Source organism: Pseudomonas sp. P4_B4 (assembly GCF_056402255.1).
Genome location: NZ_JBFUHS010000009.1, coordinates 108,035 through 127,005, shown reverse-complemented (window position 1 = coordinate 127,005; position 18,971 = coordinate 108,035). Strand labels below are relative to the sequence as shown.

The window sequence follows — 18,971 nt, the reverse complement described above, 5'->3', positions numbered from 1 at the left end:
CCCGCTCCCACAGGTCAGGTGGTGTGTCAGTGGGAGTTTGATCCAGCAAAAGGGGCGAAATGCCCACGTTTATGGCAAACTTCGCGCCTATAAACGCCGGCCCCGCGGTTTTGAGCCTTCACGGTCTCGGGCAGGTCGGAATAAAGCGATGCCAGGTTTTCGTCCCCCGGACGGGAATAGACCCTTTGTGTATTGGTACGACTGTGCCAATGCTTTCTGCCTGAACAGATTAGAGACACGACCATGCATAACGTCGTCATCAGCGGCACCGGCCTGTACACCCCGGCCAACAGCATCTCCAACGAAGAGCTGGTGCAGTCTTTCAATACTTATGTGGCGCAATTCAACGCCGACAACGCCGACTCCATTGCGCGCGGTGAAGTCGAAGCGTTGACCGAATCCAGCGCAGCCTTCATCGAAAAAGCTTCCGGCATCAAGAGCCGCTTTGTCATGGACAAGGAAGGCATCCTCGACCCGCAGCGCATGGCTCCACGCCTGCCGGAGCGTTCCAACGACGAGTGGTCGGTGCTTTGCCAGATGGCCATCGGCGCGGCCGAACAAGCCTTGCAGCGCGCCGGCAAGACCGCCGCGGACATCGACGGCGTGATCGTCGCCTGTTCCAACCTGCAACGTGCTTACCCGGCCATTGCCATCGAAGTCCAGGAAGCGCTGGGCATCCAGGGTTTCGGTTTCGACATGAACGTGGCGTGCTCCTCGGCGACCTTCGGTATCCAGACCGCCGCCAACAGCGTGCAACTGGGCCAGGCCCGGGCGGTCCTGATAGTCAATCCGGAAGTCTGCACCGGCCACCTGAACTTCCGTGACCGCGACAGCCACTTCATCTTCGGCGATGCCGCCACTGCGGTGATCATCGAACGTGCTGACCTGGCGACGTCCAAGTACCAGTTCGACATCGTCAGCACCAAGCTACTGACCAAGTTCTCCAACAACATCCGCAACAACTTCGGCTTCCTCAACCGCGCGGCGCAAGAGGGCATCGGCGCCAGGGACAAACTGTTCGTGCAGGAAGGCCGTAAGGTGTTCAAGGAAGTCTGCCCGCTGGTTGCCGAGCTGATCAGTGAGCATCTGCAAGAGAACCAGCTCAACGTCAGCGACGTGAAGCGCTTCTGGCTGCACCAGGCCAACCTCAGCATGAACCACCTGATCGTCAAGAAACTGCTGGGTCGCGACGCCACCGAACAGGAAGCGCCGGTGATTCTCGACACCTACGCCAACACCAGTTCCGCAGGTTCGGTGATTGCGTTCCACAAGAACCAGGACGACCTGGCCGCCGGTTCGCTGGCCGTGCTCAGTTCGTTCGGCGCCGGTTATTCGATTGGTAGCGTGTTGCTGCGCAAGCGCTGAGTTTGAATTAACTGTCGCAACAGATGAAAAGATCGCAGCCGAAAGCTGCGATTTTTTTTGCGGGGCTTTTGTGGCGAGGGAGCTTGCTCCCGTTCGGCGACGAAGTCGTCGTAAAACAGGCTGATGCGGCATGTCTGGCAAATCGAGGTGACTGGTTCTGGGACCGCTTCGCAGTCCAGCGCGAGCAAGCTCGCTCGCCACATGAAGCTGATTCGATGGGGAGGGGAGAGAAAACAGTCTCGCGTTGATGCATCGGAGGATGATGGGGGCCGACACACCAACGCCAGGCTGTAAAAGGAACCCGGGCTTCCTTGCCCGAGTCGTGTAGCGGGGTGAATCAGAACTTCGCTTCGGCATCCAGTTGCAGGGTGTTGATGTCCGAATCGGTTTTCTTGATGTTGGCGTTGGTCTGGTCCGAAGTCGCCATGAAGTAGGTCGCGCCCAAGGCAAAGTTCTTGTCCAGATCGTAGCTCACTTTCATCTTGCTGCCGCGCGAACCGGTGAAGCCGTTGGCGAAGTCGGAGTCGGTGAAGGCACCCACCACAGCGTTACGCTGCACGTCGCGGTAGTTGTAGTCCAGGTTGAAGCCGTAGACCTTGGACTTCACACCAGCCAACCAGCCAGTGTCCTGGTCGTTGCTGGCATCGGTGTTGTTGACGTACTGACCGTAGATCGACAGCGGAACTGGCAGGTTGGAGAAGTCGAGCTGACCAAAGCCTTCGTACAGTTTGAAGGTTTCGCCCGGGCTGTTGCCGTTGACGGCCAGTGCGCATGGCGTGGTGACGGTACCGGAGGTAGGGCAGGCACTGCTGCTGTCGTTGTCGTAGGAGTAGATACTGCCGCCCAACGTCATTTTCATGCTGTCGGTGATGGCGAAGCGACCACCCAACTGGCCAGCGTATAGGCGCAGGTCGTGTTTGAACTGCACGCCTTCACCGTCGACGTTGTCCTTGAGGGTGTAGTGACCGGCGCTACCGAACAGCTCGGTGCTGCCGCTCAGCGGGTACTTGTAGGTGACTGCCACACCTTCCGGGTTGATGTCGCTATCCCAGATGATGTCGCCCATGCTCACCCATTGTTGCGGCATCTTGCCGCCAACCAGGTGCAGGTTCTTGATCGCATCCGGGTGGTAGTCGATGTAACCCTGGTCCAGCCAGATCTGCTTCTTGTCGAAGTAGTTGTTCAGGTCCTGGTTGGTCGAGCGAGCGTCGTCGTTGTTGCCGGTGGCGATACGGATACCGGTGTCGACCTGCGGGTTGATTTCGCTGTAGGCACCCAGGCGGGCACGAATGCGCTGACGGTCCTGGTCCTTGTTGTTTGGCACGCCATCGTTGTGCACGGTTTCTTCACGGAAGCGTACGTCACCCTTGAACTGGGTCTTGGCGGCCCATGCCAGCTTCTGGTCGAAAGTGCTCAGTGCGTCGGTTTTCTTCGCGGTTGCCGCGATTTGCTCGTTAGTCTCTTGCTGAGCCTGACGGGCGATCTGTTGGTCTTTCTGATCCCTGGCCAGCTCGGCTTGCAGTTCGCTGTACTGCGCGTTGGTGATCGAGCCGTTAGCCTTGAGCATGTCGAGCAGTTTGGCGTCGACTGCGGCACTGGCCGGAACACTCATGGCCAGCAACAGGCCGCCGCACAAGGCCGCCGCAGTTTTCGTGGAAGCAAGACGCATATCAATCTCCGAAGATGAGAGGGGATGACAGAGCCATCCGGGACACAACCGACCATTTAGTGGCGGAAAACAGTGACCGGGTATAACCCGGCGCTCTAAAAACAGGCGCCAGTATCGCGATGGTTTATGACAGAGCAGTGGCAATGTGATGTCATGTCCGTGACGATACAAAGCCGCCGTGAACTATTGAGTTAGAGCACTGTCGTCGTTTTGCTCGTGTGCATTGCAGAGCGATAGGCGATACTCGCGGGGCTTTCACGCCATGAAGAGTGAGGATGGTGATGCCGTTGCAACGCCTGCAAAAACTGTCAGAAATCGCCCCGCAGCAGTGGGACGCACTGGTGCCCGAGACTCAGCCTTTTCTGCGTCACGCTTTTTTGAGCGCACTGGAAGACAGCGGCAGCGTCGGACCCCATACCGGCTGGCAGCCTGAGCATTTATTGCACGTCGAAGGCGATCGACTGATCGCCGCGCTGCCCGGTTATCGCAAGTGGCATTCCTACGGCGAGTACGTGTTCGATCACGCCTGGGCCGATGCCTGTGAGCGTGCCGGCATCGACTACTACCCTAAGCTGTTGACCGCGGTGCCGTTTAGTCCGGTCACCGGGCCGCGGCTGTTGGCGGCCACGGTCGAAGACGGCTTCGAGTTATTGAAAAGCCTGCCGGGCTACCTTGAGCTTGAAGGGCTCTCCAGCGCGCACATCAACTTCACCGATCCGTTCACTGACGCGGCATTGAGTGAGCAGCCCGGCTGGCTGCAGCGCGTTGGCTGTCAATACCACTGGCAGAATCGCGGCTACCGGGATTTCCAGGACTTCCTCGACGTGCTCAGTTCGCGCAAGCGCAAACAGATGCGCAAGGAGCGCGAGCAGGTGGCGGGGCAGGGCTTCGAGTTTGAATGGCTGGAGGGGCGGGATCTGAGTCAGGCGCAATGGGATTTCGTCTATGCCTGCTACGCCAATACGTACGCGGTGCGCCGGCAAGCGCCGTATCTGACGCGGGAGTTTTTCAGCCTGCTGGCCGAACGCATGCCGGAATCGATTCGCGTGGTGCTGGCCAAACAGGGTTCACGGCCGGTGGCGATGGCGTTCAGTCTGGTGGGGGGCGACAGCTTTTATGGCCGTTACTGGGGATGCCTGGCGGAGTTTGATCGCCTGCATTTCGAGACCTGTTTCTACCAGGGTATGGACTATGCCATTGCCAACGGTTTCCAGCGTTTCGATGCCGGGGCACAGGGCGAGCACAAGTTGATTCGCGGGTTCGAGCCGGTGATCACCCATTCCTGGCACTACTTGCGGCATCCGGGGTTGAAAGCTGCGGTGAAAGACTTTCTGGAGCAGGAGCGGTTGGGGGTGCTGGCTTATGCAGAGGATGCGAAGTCAGCCTTGCCTTATCGACAAGGCTGACATTCACACCGTGCAGCGTGTCAGTTTTCTTCTTTGCCCAGCCAGCGATACAGCACGCCGCCGACCACTGCACCGAGTAGCGGTGCGACCCAGAACATCCACAGTTGTTGAATCGCCCAGCCGCCAACGATCAGCGCCGGGCCGGTGCTGCGAGCCGGGTTGACCGAGGTGTTGGTGACCGGGATCGAGATCAGGTGGATCAGCGTCAGCCCCAGGCCGATGGCAATCGGTGCCAGGCCTGCCGGTGCACGTTTGTCGGTGGCGCCGAGGATGATCAGGATGAACATCGCGGTCATCACCAGTTCACAGACAAATCCCGCCGCCATCGAATAGCCGCCAGGCGAGTGTTCGCCGTAGCCGTTGGACGCAAGGCCCCCCGCCAGTTCGAAACCGGGTTTGCCGCTGGCAATGAAATACAGCAGGGCGGCTGCAATCACGCCGCCAATGACCTGGGCAATGATGTAGGCCGGCAATTCATTGGCCGGAAACCGCCCACCCACCACCAGGCCGAGGGATACCGCAGGGTTGAGATGGCAGCCGGAAATATGGCCGATGGCGAAAGCCATGGTCAGCACTGTCAGGCCAAACGCGAAGGACACCCCGAGCAGACCGATCCCCACATCCGGAAAAGCCGCCGCCAGCACCGCACTGCCGCAACCACCCAACACCAGCCAGAACGTACCTACCAACTCTGTAGCCGAACGTTTTAACAGAGACATGAGAGTGAGCCCTTTCGAGATTATGCTGCCTTTAGCATCCAGCCGATGGACTGCAGAACCACCTCCAGAACATTGAAGTGAGTACAGCACGGTTTTTTCAGAATTCCAGCAGGCATAAAAAACCGCCAGGACCCGTTGTTGACAGGCTCTGGCGGTTTTTTGGGGGCTATCGGTCGCGCCAATCCTTGTGGCCGCCGCAATACTCAATCGATCCCGACAAACCCACCGGTCTGGTGTTGCCACAACCGCGCATACAAACCGCCATGGGCGAGCAGTTCGGCATGGGTCCCGGTTTCGGCGATCTTGCCGTTTTCCAGCACCACCAGCCGGTCCATCCGGGCGATGGTCGAAAGCCGGTGAGCGATGGCGATCACGGTTTTGCCCTGCATCAGGGTTTCGAGACTTTCCTGGATCGCCGCTTCGACTTCCGAATCCAGTGCCGACGTGGCCTCGTCCATGATCAGGATCGGCGCGTCCTTGAGCAGTACACGGGCAATGGCGATGCGCTGGCGCTGGCCGCCGGAGAGTTTCACCCCGCGCTCACCGACGTGGGCATCGAAACCGGTGCGGCCTTCAGCGTCCGACAGCGACGGAATGAAACCGTCAGCCCGGGCCTTGTGTACCGTTTCCCAGAGTTGGGCGTCGGTGGCGTCGGGCTTGCCATACAGCAAGTTGTCACGGATCGAACGGTGCAGCAGCGACGTGTCCTGGGTGATCATGCCGATGCGTTCGCGCAGGCTTTCCTGGCTGACGTCGGCGATGTTCTGGCCGTCGATCAGGATGCGTCCGCCTTCCACGTCGTACAGGCGCAGCAGCAGGTTCACCAGGGTCGACTTGCCGGCACCGGACGGGCCGATCAGGCCGATTTTCTCGCCAGCCTTGATGGTCAGGTTGAGGTCGCCGATGATCCCGCTCTGCTTGCCGTAGTGGAAATCCACCTGTTCGAAGCGCACTTCGCCACGGGCCACCGCCAGGGGTTTGGCCTGGTCGCGGTCGGTGACGGAGACTGGTTGCGAGATGGTCTGCAGACCGTCCTGGACCATGCCGATGTTTTCGAAGATGCCGGTCACCACCCACATGATCCAGCCGGACATGTTGACGATGCGGATCACCAGGCCGGTGGCCAGGGCAATCGCCCCCACGCTGATCAACGACTGCGTCCACAACCACAGGGCCAGACCGGTGGTGCAGACGATCAGCAAGCCGTTCATGCTGGTGATGACCACGTCCATGCTGGTGACCACGCGGCCGGCCAGTTGCGCCTTCTCGGTCTGTTCCTTGATGGCTTCGCGGGCGTATTGTTGTTCGAAGTTGGTGTGGGCGAACAATTTCAGGGTAGTGATATTGGTGTAGCCGTCGACAATCCGCCCCATGAGTTTGGAGCGCGCATCGGAGGCCACCACCGAGCGATCCTTGACCAGTGGCACGAAGTAACAGAGGGCGCCGATGAAGGCGAAGATCCATGTCAACAGCGGGATTATCAGGCGCCAGTCGGCTTCGGCGAACAGCACCAGGGAGCTGATGGCGTAGATCAGCACATGCCACAACGCATCCACGGCCTGCACGGCGGAATCGCGCAGTGAGTTGCCGGTTTGCATGATGCGTTGGGCGATGCGCCCGGCGAAGTCGTTCTGGAAGAAATTCAGGCTCTGCTTGAGCACGTAGCTGTGGTTCTGCCAGCGGATCATGCTGGTCATGCTGGGGCTCAGGGTCTGATGCACCAGCAGGTCATGCAGGCCGACAAAGATCGGGCGCAGCACCAGCGCAACCACCACCATCCAGGTCAGTTCGAGGGCGTGATCCTGGAACAGACTGACGTTCGGCGTGCCTTGGGCCAGGTCGATGATGCGGCTCAGGTAGCTGAACAGCGCCACCTCGATCAATGCACCAATCAGGCCGACGATCAGCAGGGCGGCGAAGCTTGGCCAGACCTGCTTGAGGTAATAGGTATAAAAAGGAAAAACCCGGTCCGGCGGAGACGCCGTCGGTGCTTCACGGAAAACATCGATCAGTTTTTCAAAGCGGCGATAAAGCATTGGTTATTCGCCCGCGAGCGGGCTCTCCTTTTAACGGTTTGAGCGTTGCCGGCAAACACCGGCAACGGCTCGGACATCCTTGTCCAGCTTAGTCTCAGTCGATGCGCTTGGCCGACTTGATGAACACCGGATCGGCCGGAACGTCTTTCATGCCGCCACGAACGGTGGTTGGCGAATTGACGATGATGTCGACCACGTCCATGCCTTTGACGACTTTGCCGAACACCGCGTAACCGTCGCCCTGGTCAAGGAAGTCGTTGTCCTTGACGTTGATGAAGAACTGGCTGGTGGCCGAGTCAGGCACCGAAGTACGGGCCATGGACAAAGTGCCACGAACGTTGACCAGGCCGTTCTGGTGCTCGTTCTTGATCGGTGCCTTGGTGTCTTTTTGCTGCATGGCCTGGGTGAAACCACCGCCCTGGACCATGAAACCCGGGATCACCCGGTGGAAAATCGTGTTGTTGTAGAAGCCACTGTCGACGTACTCAAGGAAGTTCTTGGTACTGATCGGGGCCTTGACCGGGTCCAGTTCGATTTCGATCCGGCCGTTGGTGGTGTCCAGCAGCACATGGGGGGCCTTTTCCGGCGTCGCGGCCATCAGGTTGGCGGCAAACAGTACGGAGCCTGCGGCGAGGGCGATTTTTTTCAGCATGGGTCAGTGATCCTGAGTGGTGGTGTCGACTGCGGTCAGAAACTCCAGCAGTGTTTGGTTGAAGTGTTCCGGTTGGTCCAGCGGCGTGGCATGGCGTGAATCGGCGATCACCACCAGCCGCGCGTCGGGCAGCAGTTTTACGTAGTTTTCCTTCAGCGCCACCGGTGTGTAGTCACGGTCGGCGCTGACGATGAGGGTTGGACAGGTGACCTTCGAAAGTCGTTCCTGAACCCCCCAGCCGACAATGGCATTGAAGCTGGCGAGATAAGCATGTTTGTCGTTTGTTGCCCAGCGTTTGGCCATCTTTTGTCGCAAGTCGGCCTGCTCGGGCTTCGGAAACAACTTGTCGCCCAGCGCCTTGCCGATGGCGCCCAGGCTAAGGGCGCGCATCAGGCTCCAGCGCTTGAACCACTGCCAGTAGTCATCGCGGCTGCGCAGTTTGACCTCGGGCGCGCTGTTGACGATGCACAGGCTCTTGAGCAGTTGCGGCTGATCCACGCCCAGTTGGAAGCCGATCATGCCGCCCATCGACAGGCCGACATAATGTGCCGGACCGAGATTGAGGTGCTCGATCAGTGCAATCAGGTCAGCGCTGAATCCAGCAATGCTGTAGCGCTCCCGGGGTTTGTCCGAACGGCCGTGACCGCGGACATCCGGGACGATCACCCGGTAGCGGGTGGCAAGTGCCGGGATCTGTTTTTCCCAGTCCAGGGTGCTTGAGCCCAGACCGTGGACCAGCAGCAACGGCGTGCCGTGGCCATATTCCTCATAGTGCAGGTTGCAACCTTCGTGTTCGAAATAGGCCATGCATACACTCCGTGTCAGGCTTGTTCGGGGGCGGCGAACGGTGCGTCCAGTGGTGCGGTGTCAAACGTACGCAGCAGTTCGATGAGAATCTGCGTGGCCGGCCCGAGCGGTTTGTCCTTGTTCGAATACAGGTAAAAGCTCGGGTTACGGCTACCGCCCTGATCCAACGGTAGCAGCTTGAGCGTACCTTCCTTGAGTTCCCGTTCGATCATGTGCCTGGGCAGCCAGGCAAACCCCAGACCGCTGCTGACGAAGGTCGCGGCGGTGGCCAGGCTGCCGACGGTCCAGCGCTGTTCGGCACCGAGCCAGCCAACGTCCCGTGGCTGCTGGCGGCCCGAGTCGCGGATCACCACTTGCATCTGGCTTTCCAGGTCCTGGAAGTTCAGTTCGCGGTTGAGGCGGTGCAGGGGATGCTCCGGATGGGCGACCGCGACGAACTCGACGTCGCTCAACTCCGCGCCCAGGTAACCGGGAATACTGAACCCGGTGATGGCCAGGTCGGCCACGCCTTCGAGCAGGACCTCCTCCACGCCCGACAGCACTTCCTCACGCAGCCGCACCCGGCAGCCACGGCTTTGCGGCATGAACGCGGTCAAGGCGCGGACGAGGCGGGCGCTTGGGTAAGCGGCATCGACCACCAGGCGCACTTCGGCTTCCCAGCCCTGCTCCATGTGATGGGCCAGGTCTTCGAGTTGACTGGCCTGTTTCACCAATTGCCGGGAACGGCGTAACAGCACGCCGCCGGCTTCGGTCAGCACGGCTTTGCGTCCGTCGATGCGCAGCAACGGCACGCCGAGCTGATCCTGCATGCGGGCCACGGTGTAGCTGACTGACGATTGCGAGCGATGCAGCGCCTCGGCGGCCTGGGCGAAACCACCGTGATCGACCACGGCCTGCAGCGTTCGCCATTGATCAAGGGTCACGCGGGGCGCTTTCATGTTGAGCTCCTCTTGTCCTAAGCTGGCAGCCCTTATTGGAGGCTGCTGAATGAAAAAATTCTGTTGTGTGCTGCTGGCGCTGCTGCCGCTGACGGCGATGGCTTACCCGATCGATGTGAAAAAAGACCTCAACGGCATGAAGATCGATTACCAGACCTACGACACGGATAGCGACATCGGCTCCATTCAGGTGGCCAACTACGGCGACGTCGATGCCAGCTGCAAGGCCGTTTTCATCAATGGCCCGGAAGCACCGCGTACCCGCAAGATCGACGTATCGGCCGGCAAACACAAAAATGCCACCGTCAAGTTCACCCGCAGCATCATCAAGCTGCGCATCGAGCTGACCTGCACCCCGAAATGACAGCGATCTCCTGTGGGAGCAAGCCCGCTCCCACAGAGGCATGGGTTGCTTATAAACGAATTTATTGATGGGTTATAGCAGTTATTTGCGCTTTTTCATCGATATGACTCTGTTTAACCTTCACTCCATCGACCTACCGCATTCTCAGATGGAGGCTACATCCCATGTCCCGCGTTCTGATCATCGAAAGCAGTGCCCGTCAGCAAGACTCGGTTTCCCGCCAACTGACCCAGACCTTCATCAGCCAGTGGAAAGCCGCTCACCCGAATGACCAGATCACCGTCCGCGACCTGGCCGTCAAGCCGGTGCCGCACCTGGACATCAACCTGCTGGGTGGCTGGATGAAACCCGCCGAGCAGCGCAGCGACATCGAACAGGCGTCCTTGGAACGCTCCAACCAGTTGACCGATGAATTGCTCGCCGCCGATGTACTGGTCATGGCCGCGCCCATGTACAACTTTGCGATCCCCAGCACCCTGAAAGCCTGGCTCGACCATGTGCTGCGTGCCGGCGTGACCTTCAAGTACACCGAAACCGGTCCGCAAGGCCTGCTCAGCGGCAAGCGCGCCTATGTGCTGACGGCTCGCGGCGGCATCTATGCCGGCAGCACCGCCGATCACCAGGAACCGTACCTGCGTCAGGTCATGGGCTTCATCGGCATCCACGACGTGACGTTCATCCACGCCGAAGGCATGAACCTGGGCGGTGACTTCCAGGAGAAAGGCCTGAACCAGGCGAACGCCAAGCTCTCGCAAGTGGCCTGACCGGTTAATCGCCAGATAATCGCTGGATGGTCTAGTGACCTGGCGCAACCCTTCAAGGCTGTACGCGCATCGAACCTCCCTTCGCACTGGTTGCTCCTGAGTGCCCTGGCCCGATTGAACGCTTTAGCGAGATCGGGCTTTTTTTTGCCTGCGATCTGACAAACACCTACAAAACCCTGTGGGAGCGGGCTTGCTCGCGAAGGCGTCGTGTCAGTCGATACTATTGTTGCCTGACACACCGCTTTCGCGAGCAAGCCCGCTCCCACAAGGTTTTGCGTGTTTTCCGACAGCTTTCGGGGATCGCGATTCAAAGCGAAAACCGCTATCGTCGCCGCCATTCGAAATGAGGCGAGCATGGGCTATCTACTTTTTGTCACGCTGATCCAGGCGTTTTCCTTCAGTTTGATCGGCGAGTATCTGGCCGGTCATGTCGACAGTTATTTCGCAGTCTTGGTACGTGTGCTACTGGCGGGGCTGGTGTTCATTCCACTGACCCGCTGGCGCTCGGTGGAACCGGCGTTCATGCGCGGCATGCTGCTGATCGGTGCGTTGCAGTTCGGCGTGACCTACGTCTGCCTGTACCTGAGCTTTCGCGTACTGACGGTGCCGGAAGTGCTGCTGTTCACCATCCTCACGCCGCTGCACGTGACCCTGATCGAAGATGCGCTCAATCGCCGTTTCAATCCCTGGGCCCTGGTCGCGGCGCTGGTGGCGGTGGCGGGGGCGGCGGTGATTCGCTTTGACCGGATCAACCCGGACTTCTTCATGGGGTTCCTGTTGCTGCAACTGGCCAACTTCACCTACGCCGCCGGTCAGGTGCTCTATAAACACCTGGTCGCCCGCCACCCGAGCGATCTGCCGCATTACCGTCGCTTCGGCTACTTCTACCTCGGCGCACTGGCGGTGGCGTTGCCGGCGTTTTTGTTGTTCGGCAAGCAGAACTTCCTGCCTGAAGCGCCGTTGCAATGGGGCGTGCTGCTGTTCCTCGGCCTGGTCTCGACCGCTTTGGGGCTCTACTGGTGGAACAAGGGCGCGTGCCTGGTCAATGGCGGGACGCTGGCGGTGATGAACAACCTGCATGTGCCAGTGGGGTTGCTGATCAACCTGCTGATCTGGAACCAGCATGAGGAACTGGGGCGGTTGTTGCTCGGCGGTTCGGTGATTTTGCTGGCGGTGTGGATCAGTCGGTTGGGTATACGCAAGCCGATAGTGGCACGCTGAACCCTGTGGGATTGTGTGATGCCTTACTGTTACTTCGGGGCTAACTGCCCCACCAGAAACTCGATAAACGCCCGGGTCTTCTGCGGCACCCGCCGGGCTGACGAATACACCGCGTTGATGGTGATCGCCGGGGCCTGCCATTCGCACAGCACCGGCATCAGTCGCCCGGCCGCCAATGCATCCTCGACGATAAAGTCGGGCAGCAGGGCGATGCCCATGCCGGCCTCTGCAGCCTGGGCCAGCAAATCACCGTTGTTGGCGTGCAACGGCCCGGTGACATTCACCCGCTGGGTTTCCTTGCCATTGCACAGTTGCAGGCTGACACCACTCTGTAGATACCCGTAGTTCAGACATTGATGGGCGCGCAGATCCTGCGGAGTCTGCGGAACACCCGCACGCTCGAGATAAGCCGGGGATGCCACCATGATGCGCGGCGCGGGCGCCAGTTGCCGGGCGATCATCGTCGAGTCAGGCATGCTGGCGATGCGGATGGTCACGTCAAAGCCGCCCCGCACCGGGTCGACCTGCTGGTCGCTGAGCACCAGTTGCAGTTCGATGTTCGGGTGCTGTTCATGAAACAGCGGAATCAACGGCCCCAGCCGCCGAAGACCGAACGACATCGGCGCATTGACCCGCAACACACCGCGTAACTCGCCGATGCCGTCACGGGCGCGTTGCTCGGCCTCGTCCAGTGCCGCCAACACCTCCCGTGCTGCATCGAAATACTCGGCCCCGGCCTCGGTCAGGTGCAGGCTGCGGGTGGTGCGTTGCAGCAATTGCACGCCGATGGCTTCTTCCAGCGCCTGAATCTGTTTGCTGACTTTCGAGCGCGGCACGTCCATGGCGCGGGCGGCTGCGGCGAAGCCGTTCTCGCCGACCGTGACGACGAAGGCGCGCATGCATTCGATGCGATCCATATTGTCCCTATTTTAGAATCAATGATTCTCTATTTTAGGTAATTGTCCCTTTTATCGCCAGTCCCTAAAGTGACATCCAAGCCGACAACAACGCCGCTGAAGGCAACGTCGACTAACCCCTTACCCATTCGAAGTATCGACATCAAAAGGAACGCGCCATGTCTATTCGTGAACTGCTCAACCCAACCAACTCCGCCCTGATCCTGATCGACCACCAGCCGCAAATGGCATTCGGCGTGCAGTCCATCGACCGTCAGACTTTGAAGAACAACACCGTGGGCCTGGCCAAGGCGGCGAAGATCTTCAACGTACCGACCATCTACACCTCGGTCGAAACCGAAAGCTTCAGTGGCTACATCTGGCCTGAATTGCTGGCAGTGCACCCGGATCAAAAGCCGATCGAGCGCACCTCGATGAACTCTTGGGAAGACAAGGCGTTGGTAGACGCGGTGAAAGCCACCGGGCGCAAGAAGCTGATCATTGCCGCGCTGTGGACTGAGGTCTGCCTGACTTTCCCGGCGCTGGAAGCCCTGGCCGAAGGCTACGAGGTCTACATCGTCACCGACGCTTCGGGTGGCACCAGTAAAGAAGCCCACGACATGTCGGTGCAACGGATGATTCAGGCCGGCGCGGTGCCAGTGACCTGGCAACAAGTGTTGCTCGAATACCAGCGTGACTGGGCACACAAGGACACTTACGAGGCGGTGATGGAACTGGTGCTGGAACACAGCGGCGCGTACGGCATGGGCGTGGATTACGCCTACACCATGGTGCACAAGGCACCGCAGCGGCAGGTGAAGTAATCCATAAATACATCAGTAACGATGCGGTTCATGTGGGAGCGGGCTTGCTCGCGAAAACGGAGTGTCAGTCGACATCAATGTTGAATGACCCACCGCATTCGCGAGCAAGCCCGCTCCCACATTTGTTTTTGGGTGTTACATCCTGCGTTTTTCGGCTTCGGGAAGATGGCTTGCGCCCAGTACCGCCGGCAATATCCCCGCCCGCAAATCCGATCCACTCGGCTGCTGATAAAGACTCAACCCAAACTCCGGCAGCACCGCCAACAGATAGTCGAAAATATCGCCCTGGATCCGCTCGTAGTCGGCCCACGCCGTGGTGCGAGTAAAACAGTAGATTTCCAGCGGAATGCCCTGGGCCGTGGTCTGCATTTGGCGGACCATGCAGGTCATGTTCGGCTGGATCCCCGGGTGACTCTTCAGGTAGGCCAGCGCATAGGCGCGGAAAGTGCCGATGTTGGTCATCCGCCGACGGTTGGCCGACATGGCCGCGACGTTGCCCTGGGCTTCGTTCCAGGCCTTGAGTTCGGCCTGTTTGCGGCTCATGTAGTCGGTGAGCAAGTGCACCTGGGACAGCTTCTGCTCTTCGTCGTCACGCAGAAAACGTACGCCGCTGGCGTCGATGAACAGGCTGCGTTTGATCCGGCGGCCACCGGAAGCCTGCATGCCGCGCCAGTTCTTGAACGACTCGGACATCAGGCGCCAGGTAGGGATCGAGACGATGGTCTTGTCGAAGTTTTGTACCTTGACCGTGTGCAGCGTGATGTCCACCACATCGCCGTCGGCGCCCACCTGGGGCATCTCGATCCAGTCGCCGACCCGCAGCATGTCGTTGCTGGTCAACTGCACGCTGGCGACGAACGACAGCAGCGTGTCCTTGTAGACCAATAGAATCACCGCCGACATGGCACCCAGACCCGACAGCAGCAACAGCGGCGAGCGGTCGATCAGCGTGGCGACGATGATGATCGCGCCAAATACGTACAACACCATTTTCGCCAGTTGCACATAGCCTTTGATCGAGCGGGTGCGGGCGTGCTCGGTGCGAGCGTAGATGTCCAGCAGGGCGTTGAGCAAGGCGCTGACCGCCAGCAGCAGAAACAGGAAAGTGAAGGACAGCGCGACGTTGCCGAGGAAATTCAGGCTGGTTTTGCTCAGGTCCGGCACCAGATTGAGACCGAACTGGAGCACCAGCGAAGGCGCGATCTGCGCCAGGCGATGGAACACCTTGTTCTGTAGAAAATCATTGACCCAGTGCAAGGCCGGCTGGCGGCCGAGCATTTTGGCCGCGTGCAGAATGAGGTAACGCGCCACCCGTCCGAGGAACAGCGCAATTGCCAACAGCAGCAACAGCGACAGGCTGGAGTGCACGAGCGGGTGCTGGTCGAGGGCCCCCCAAAGGTCCAGGATGTTGATCCAGAGCTGTTTGATATCCATGGTCGAAAACGATTCTTCTGTAAGGCGCGAAAGGGGATTAGAGCATTTAAGACGCTTTGTATTACGTTCGGGGAAAAATCAGGCAACAAAAAACCAACTGTTTACCGCCATTTGTATAAAGAAACTCGGCCTGAGCGCTCGAAACCGTTACCCTATGCAGCTGTTTTTTTGCATTTCTTCGAGGTAGCACCCGTGTTTTCCCAATTCGCCCTGCACGAACGCCTGCTCAAAGCCGTGGCCGAGCTGAAATTTGTCGAGCCAACGCCTGTGCAAGCCGCGGCCATTCCGCTGGCGCTCCAGGGGCGTGACCTGCGGGTGACGGCGCAAACCGGTAGCGGCAAAACCGCTGCATTCGTTTTGCCCATCCTCAACCGTCTGATCGGCCCGGCGAAAATCCGCGTCAGCATCAAGACCCTGATCCTGCTGCCGACCCGCGAACTGGCCCAGCAGACTCTGAAAGAAGTTGAACGCTTCTCGCAGTTCACCTTCATCAAGTCCGGCCTGATCACCGGCGGCGAAGACTTCAAGGTCCAGGCAGCGATGCTGCGCAAGGTGCCGGACATCCTGATCGGTACGCCGGGCCGGATGATCGAGCAGTTGAACGCCGGCAACCTCGACTTGAAAGAAGTTGAAGTACTGGTGCTCGACGAAGCCGACCGCATGCTCGACATGGGCTTCGCCGAAGACGTTCAGCGTCTGGTGGACGAGTGCACCAACCGTCAGCAGACCATGCTGTTCTCCGCCACCACCGGTGGTTCGGGCCTGCGCGAGATGATCGCCAAGGTCCTGAACAACCCTGAGCACCTGCAGCTCAACGCGGTCAGCCAGCTGAACGACACCACTCGCCAGCAAATCATTACCGCTGACCACAACCAGCACAAAGAGCAGATCGTCAACTGGCTGCTGGCCAACGAGACCTACCAGAAGGCCATCGTCTTCACCAACACCCGGGCCATGGCCGACCGTATCTACGGCCGCCTGGTGGCGCAGGAATACAAAGCGTTCGTGCTGCACGGCGAGAAAGACCAGAAGGATCGCAAACTGGCGATCGACCGCCTGAAGCAGGGCGGCGTGAAAATCCTCGTGGCTACCGACGTTGCCGCCCGCGGTCTGGATGTCGACGGTCTGGACCTGGTGATCAACTTCGACATGCCGCGCAGCGGCGACGAATACGTGCACCGCATCGGTCGTACCGGCCGCGCCGGTAACGATGGCCTGGCCATCTCGCTGATCTGCCACGGCGACTGGAACCTGATGTCGAGCATCGAGCGCTACCTCAAGCAGAGCTTCGAGCGCCGCACCATCAAGGAAGTCAAAGGCACCTACGGCGGACCGAAAAAGGTCAAGGCCTCGGGCAAGGCCGTCGGCGTGAAGAAGAAAAAGACCGACGCCAAGGGCGACAAGAAGAAAACTGCCGCCAAGACCCCGACCAAGCGCAAGAGCGCCAACCGGCCGAAGAGCGATTCCCTGGTCAGCAAGGACGGCATGGCCCCGCTCAAGCGCCGCAAGCCGGAAGCGCCGGCGGCTGAGTAAGTCGATGCCGTGACCAAAAAAACCGGACAAATGTCCGGTTTTTTTATGCTCGAAATTCCTCAAACGATCAGCTTTCGGCTTTCTTGTCTGTCGTCTGCAACTTTTTCAAACGCTAATCAATCAACTGGTATTTATCCGGCAAATCCTTGCTGGCCGTGCCCAGACCCATCTTCTGCAACTCGTCGTTGATCTCTTTGGTTTTGGCCGGGTTTTTGCTCGGTGAGCTTGGCCACTTCCCGGGCCAGTTGCTCGCGCTTGGCGGTAGCTTTCTCGGGGGGGGGAGGCCCAATCGGGGAGGGCGCAGGCGAAGTTAGTGGCGAGAGTGAGCGTCAGAAGGGATTTCATGAGAGGCCTCGGGATCCGTGTTGGGCGGTTAATCGGTTGAGGCTGTGGGGTTCGGAAAGTTCATACCGCTGCTTCTGTAGGATAAATACGCTCTCGGAAATACCGTCGCCTGGCCGCCGCTTTCCCCCCTTGTATCAAGAAACGTCCTGCATACCGGTCGGAATCGCCCGATTTAACCGCTACCGTTCGTCCCCCATACTTTTCGAATGGATCCATTATCTGACGTCAGGATGACGGCTCTCTAATATCGCGCCGCTATTGTGCTATCACCTTCCGCTTCGAGGGATCGAACATGTACTCACCCGCCCTTGTGGCGAGGTTGTGCCTGGCTTTGCTGTGCCTTTCTCCGCTGAATTCTGCTAGTACTGTCACCACCCCGGGTGACACTGATCTCATCCGCGAACGTCAGGATCGTCTGCTCGAAGAGCAACGTCGGCGTCTCGAAGATCTCAAGGAATTGCCCAGTAAGGAAACCAAACCCGTTCAACCCGCGGCGCCTGCGGACACCCGTTGTTTCCCCATCACAGACATCGAACTCAAGGGCGCCGACAGCCTTTCCGATAGCAAAAAAAAACGTCTGCTCAAGCCTTACATTGGCCAATGCCTGGGCGTCACTCAGCTCAACGAACTGCTGAAAGTCATCACCGATCACTACATCGCAAAAGGCCTGGTCACCAGCCGTGCTTATTTGCCGCAGCAGGATTTGTCCGGCGAGCACCGAAGGTACTGGTGGTCGAGGGCAAGCTCGAAGGGTTGAAAGGCGCGCAGGGCAGCAAGCTGTCGGACCGTGAGCTGGGCATGGCATTCCCCGGAAAAACCGGTGAGTTGGTCAACCTGCGCGAAATCGAGCAACTGGTCGATCAACTCAACCGCTTGCCATCGAATCAGGCACAGATGGAGTTGGCACCGGGCAAGAACGTTGGGGGCAGCGAAGTACTGGTCAAAAACTCCCCGCAAAAACCCTGGCGCGCCGGGTTGTCCCGCAGCAACGACGGCATGCGCAGCACCGGCGAGCAGCAGTGGGGCACGACGTTTGATTGGGACAGCCCGCTAGGGCTGGCCGATCAGTTGAATCTGCGAGGTGGTCACGATGCGGTGAGCGATCACCAGCGCACCTCCAGCAACACAATGCTCAATTACAGCCTGCCGTGGGCTGGTGGAACTTCAGTTACGCCTACAGCCAGAGTGACTATCGCTCGTTGGCCCAGGCCAACGGCTTCAATTTCAAACAGATCGGCGACAGCGAAAACCATCAACTACATGCTGAGCGGGTGATCCATCGCGATGCAGTGAGCAAGACCTCGCTCAGCACTGGCTTGTCGTACCTGCGCACCAACAACTTCATCGAAGGTAGCAAGCTCAAGCTGAGCAGTAACCGCATCAGCGAAGCAAAGTTTGGGATCAATCACGGTCGGCGAGTCGGCAGCGCATTCGTCAACCTCGACCTCGGGATGCAAGAGGGTATCGGTGCGTTCGATGCGCAGGGCAACGATCACCCAGGCCCTGGCGAACCGAACGCGCGCTACCGCAAATACACCGCCACGGCGAGCTACTTGCAGCCGTTCAAGCTATGGGGCGAGTCACTAAGTTTCAGCAGCCTGATGACCGGCCAGCGCAGTGAAGACGTACTGTTCGGCCCGCAGCGCACTAGCCTCGGCGGGTTGTCGTCGATCCGTGGTTACAAGGACCAATCCCTGTCCGGTGACAGCGGCGGTTACTGGCGCAACGACCTGCGCTGGAGCCGGCAGGTCACCCTGGATTGGCTGCGCTCTGTGTTCGCTGAATACGGCACCAGCCTCGGTTACGACCAGGGCGTGATTCGCAACGATCGCTTCAACGGCGATCAACACGGGCGCATGTCCGGCAACTCGGTGGAGGTGTTTGCTCGCGGCCAGCACCTCGCCGCGAGCGTGACCTTTGCCCATTCCCTTGAACGTCCGGACGCCCTGACCGAGCGCGAAGCGCCGATCTGGTTCCGGATGGATTTCTTTCTCTGAT

15 protein-coding genes and 2 pseudogenes are annotated in these 18,971 nt (G+C 59.4%); 8 read left to right on the top strand and 9 right to left on the bottom strand.

Translation table 11 applies throughout. The features are described from left to right. The first annotated feature begins 243 nt into the window (after positions 1 to 243). Positions 244 to 1,365 (top strand): beta-ketoacyl-ACP synthase III, encoded by a 1,122-nt coding sequence (locus AC1DVE_RS12665; RefSeq protein ID WP_223456371.1) that lies wholly within the window; start codon positions 244 to 246, stop codon positions 1,363 to 1,365. A gap of 337 nt (positions 1,366 to 1,702) precedes the next feature. Here the strand turns inward: AC1DVE_RS12665 and AC1DVE_RS12660 are convergent, their stop codons facing one another. Beyond that, entirely contained in the window at positions 1,703 to 3,034 is a 1,332-nt protein-coding gene (locus AC1DVE_RS12660; RefSeq protein ID WP_223456370.1) for a putative porin, read from the bottom strand. Positions 3,035 to 3,315: 281 nt separating this feature from the next. On the opposite strand from AC1DVE_RS12660, the gene AC1DVE_RS12655 reads away from it, so the two are divergent. Then, entirely contained in the window at positions 3,316 to 4,440 is a 1,125-nt protein-coding gene (locus tag AC1DVE_RS12655; RefSeq protein WP_223542962.1) for a GNAT family N-acetyltransferase, read from the top strand. A gap of 20 nt (positions 4,441 to 4,460) precedes the next feature. Here AC1DVE_RS12655 and aqpZ read toward each other — a convergent pair whose 3' ends face one another. The 5 genes from aqpZ to AC1DVE_RS12630 all read right to left on the bottom strand — a co-directional run bounded on the left by aqpZ (position 4,461) and on the right by AC1DVE_RS12630 (position 9,592). After that, the gene (aqpZ, locus tag AC1DVE_RS12650) at positions 4,461 to 5,159 is read right to left on the bottom strand and encodes an aquaporin Z (protein WP_223456368.1); all 699 of its coding nucleotides are present in this window, start codon (positions 5,157 to 5,159) and stop codon (positions 4,461 to 4,463) included. A gap of 203 nt (positions 5,160 to 5,362) precedes the next feature. After that, complete coding sequence (locus tag AC1DVE_RS12645; protein WP_223456367.1) at positions 5,363 to 7,195, bottom strand: ABC transporter ATP-binding protein; 1,833 nt, start codon at positions 7,193 to 7,195, stop codon at positions 5,363 to 5,365. A gap of 94 nt (positions 7,196 to 7,289) precedes the next feature. Continuing rightward, positions 7,290 to 7,847: a peptidylprolyl isomerase gene (locus AC1DVE_RS12640; protein WP_477783956.1), complete on the bottom strand. Its 558-nt coding sequence runs from the start codon at positions 7,845 to 7,847 to the stop codon at positions 7,290 to 7,292. A gap of 3 nt (positions 7,848 to 7,850) precedes the next feature. Continuing rightward, on the bottom strand, positions 7,851 to 8,654 hold the full coding sequence (locus AC1DVE_RS12635; protein ID WP_223456365.1) for an alpha/beta fold hydrolase: 804 nt from the start codon (positions 8,652 to 8,654) through the stop codon (positions 7,851 to 7,853). 14 nt (positions 8,655 to 8,668) lie between these two features. Continuing rightward, positions 8,669 to 9,592 carry a PA3225 family LysR-type transcriptional regulator gene (locus tag AC1DVE_RS12630; protein ID WP_095058943.1) on the bottom strand — a complete coding sequence of 308 codons (924 nt, stop codon included), beginning with the start codon at positions 9,590 to 9,592 and terminating at the stop codon, positions 8,669 to 8,671. 49 nt (positions 9,593 to 9,641) lie between these two features. On the opposite strand from AC1DVE_RS12630, the gene AC1DVE_RS12625 reads away from it, so the two are divergent. The 3 genes from AC1DVE_RS12625 to AC1DVE_RS12615 all read left to right on the top strand — a co-directional run bounded on the left by AC1DVE_RS12625 (position 9,642) and on the right by AC1DVE_RS12615 (position 11,941). After that, on the top strand, positions 9,642 to 9,956 hold the full coding sequence (locus tag AC1DVE_RS12625) for a 3-phosphoglycerate kinase (RefSeq protein ID WP_223456364.1): 315 nt from the start codon (positions 9,642 to 9,644) through the stop codon (positions 9,954 to 9,956). 164 nt (positions 9,957 to 10,120) lie between these two features. Next, positions 10,121 to 10,720: an FMN-dependent NADH-azoreductase gene (locus AC1DVE_RS12620; protein ID WP_046043697.1), complete on the top strand. Its 600-nt coding sequence runs from the start codon at positions 10,121 to 10,123 to the stop codon at positions 10,718 to 10,720. Positions 10,721 to 11,074: 354 nt separating this feature from the next. Continuing rightward, positions 11,075 to 11,941 carry a carboxylate/amino acid/amine transporter gene (locus AC1DVE_RS12615; RefSeq protein ID WP_223456363.1) on the top strand — a complete coding sequence of 289 codons (867 nt, stop codon included), beginning with the start codon at positions 11,075 to 11,077 and terminating at the stop codon, positions 11,939 to 11,941. A 29-nt stretch (positions 11,942 to 11,970) separates the two neighbouring features. Here the strand turns inward: AC1DVE_RS12615 and AC1DVE_RS12610 are convergent, their stop codons facing one another. Then, positions 11,971 to 12,858, bottom strand: coding sequence for a LysR family transcriptional regulator (locus AC1DVE_RS12610; protein WP_223536046.1), 888 nt, complete (start codon positions 12,856 to 12,858; stop codon positions 11,971 to 11,973). Positions 12,859 to 13,016: 158 nt separating this feature from the next. Here AC1DVE_RS12610 and AC1DVE_RS12605 point away from each other — a divergent pair, with 158 nt between their 5' ends. Continuing rightward, on the top strand, positions 13,017 to 13,661 hold the full coding sequence (locus AC1DVE_RS12605) for a hydrolase (protein ID WP_008018228.1): 645 nt from the start codon (positions 13,017 to 13,019) through the stop codon (positions 13,659 to 13,661). Positions 13,662 to 13,796: 135 nt separating this feature from the next. Here AC1DVE_RS12605 and AC1DVE_RS12600 read toward each other — a convergent pair whose 3' ends face one another. After that, positions 13,797 to 15,095 carry a mechanosensitive ion channel family protein gene (locus tag AC1DVE_RS12600; protein ID WP_223456361.1) on the bottom strand — a complete coding sequence of 433 codons (1,299 nt, stop codon included), beginning with the start codon at positions 15,093 to 15,095 and terminating at the stop codon, positions 13,797 to 13,799. A 192-nt stretch (positions 15,096 to 15,287) separates the two neighbouring features. Here AC1DVE_RS12600 and AC1DVE_RS12595 point away from each other — a divergent pair, with 192 nt between their 5' ends. Continuing rightward, positions 15,288 to 16,628 (top strand): DEAD/DEAH box helicase, encoded by a 1,341-nt coding sequence (locus AC1DVE_RS12595; protein WP_007972492.1) that lies wholly within the window; start codon positions 15,288 to 15,290, stop codon positions 16,626 to 16,628. A 112-nt stretch (positions 16,629 to 16,740) separates the two neighbouring features. Here the strand turns inward: AC1DVE_RS12595 and AC1DVE_RS12590 are convergent. Further along, positions 16,741 to 16,973 (bottom strand): annotated as a pseudogene (locus AC1DVE_RS12590) (hypothetical protein). 292 nt (positions 16,974 to 17,265) lie between these two features. On the opposite strand from AC1DVE_RS12590, the pseudogene AC1DVE_RS12585 reads away from it, so the two are divergent. Beyond that, a pseudogene (locus AC1DVE_RS12585) lies at positions 17,266 to 18,970 on the top strand (ShlB/FhaC/HecB family hemolysin secretion/activation protein). Position 18,971 lies beyond the last annotated feature (1 nt).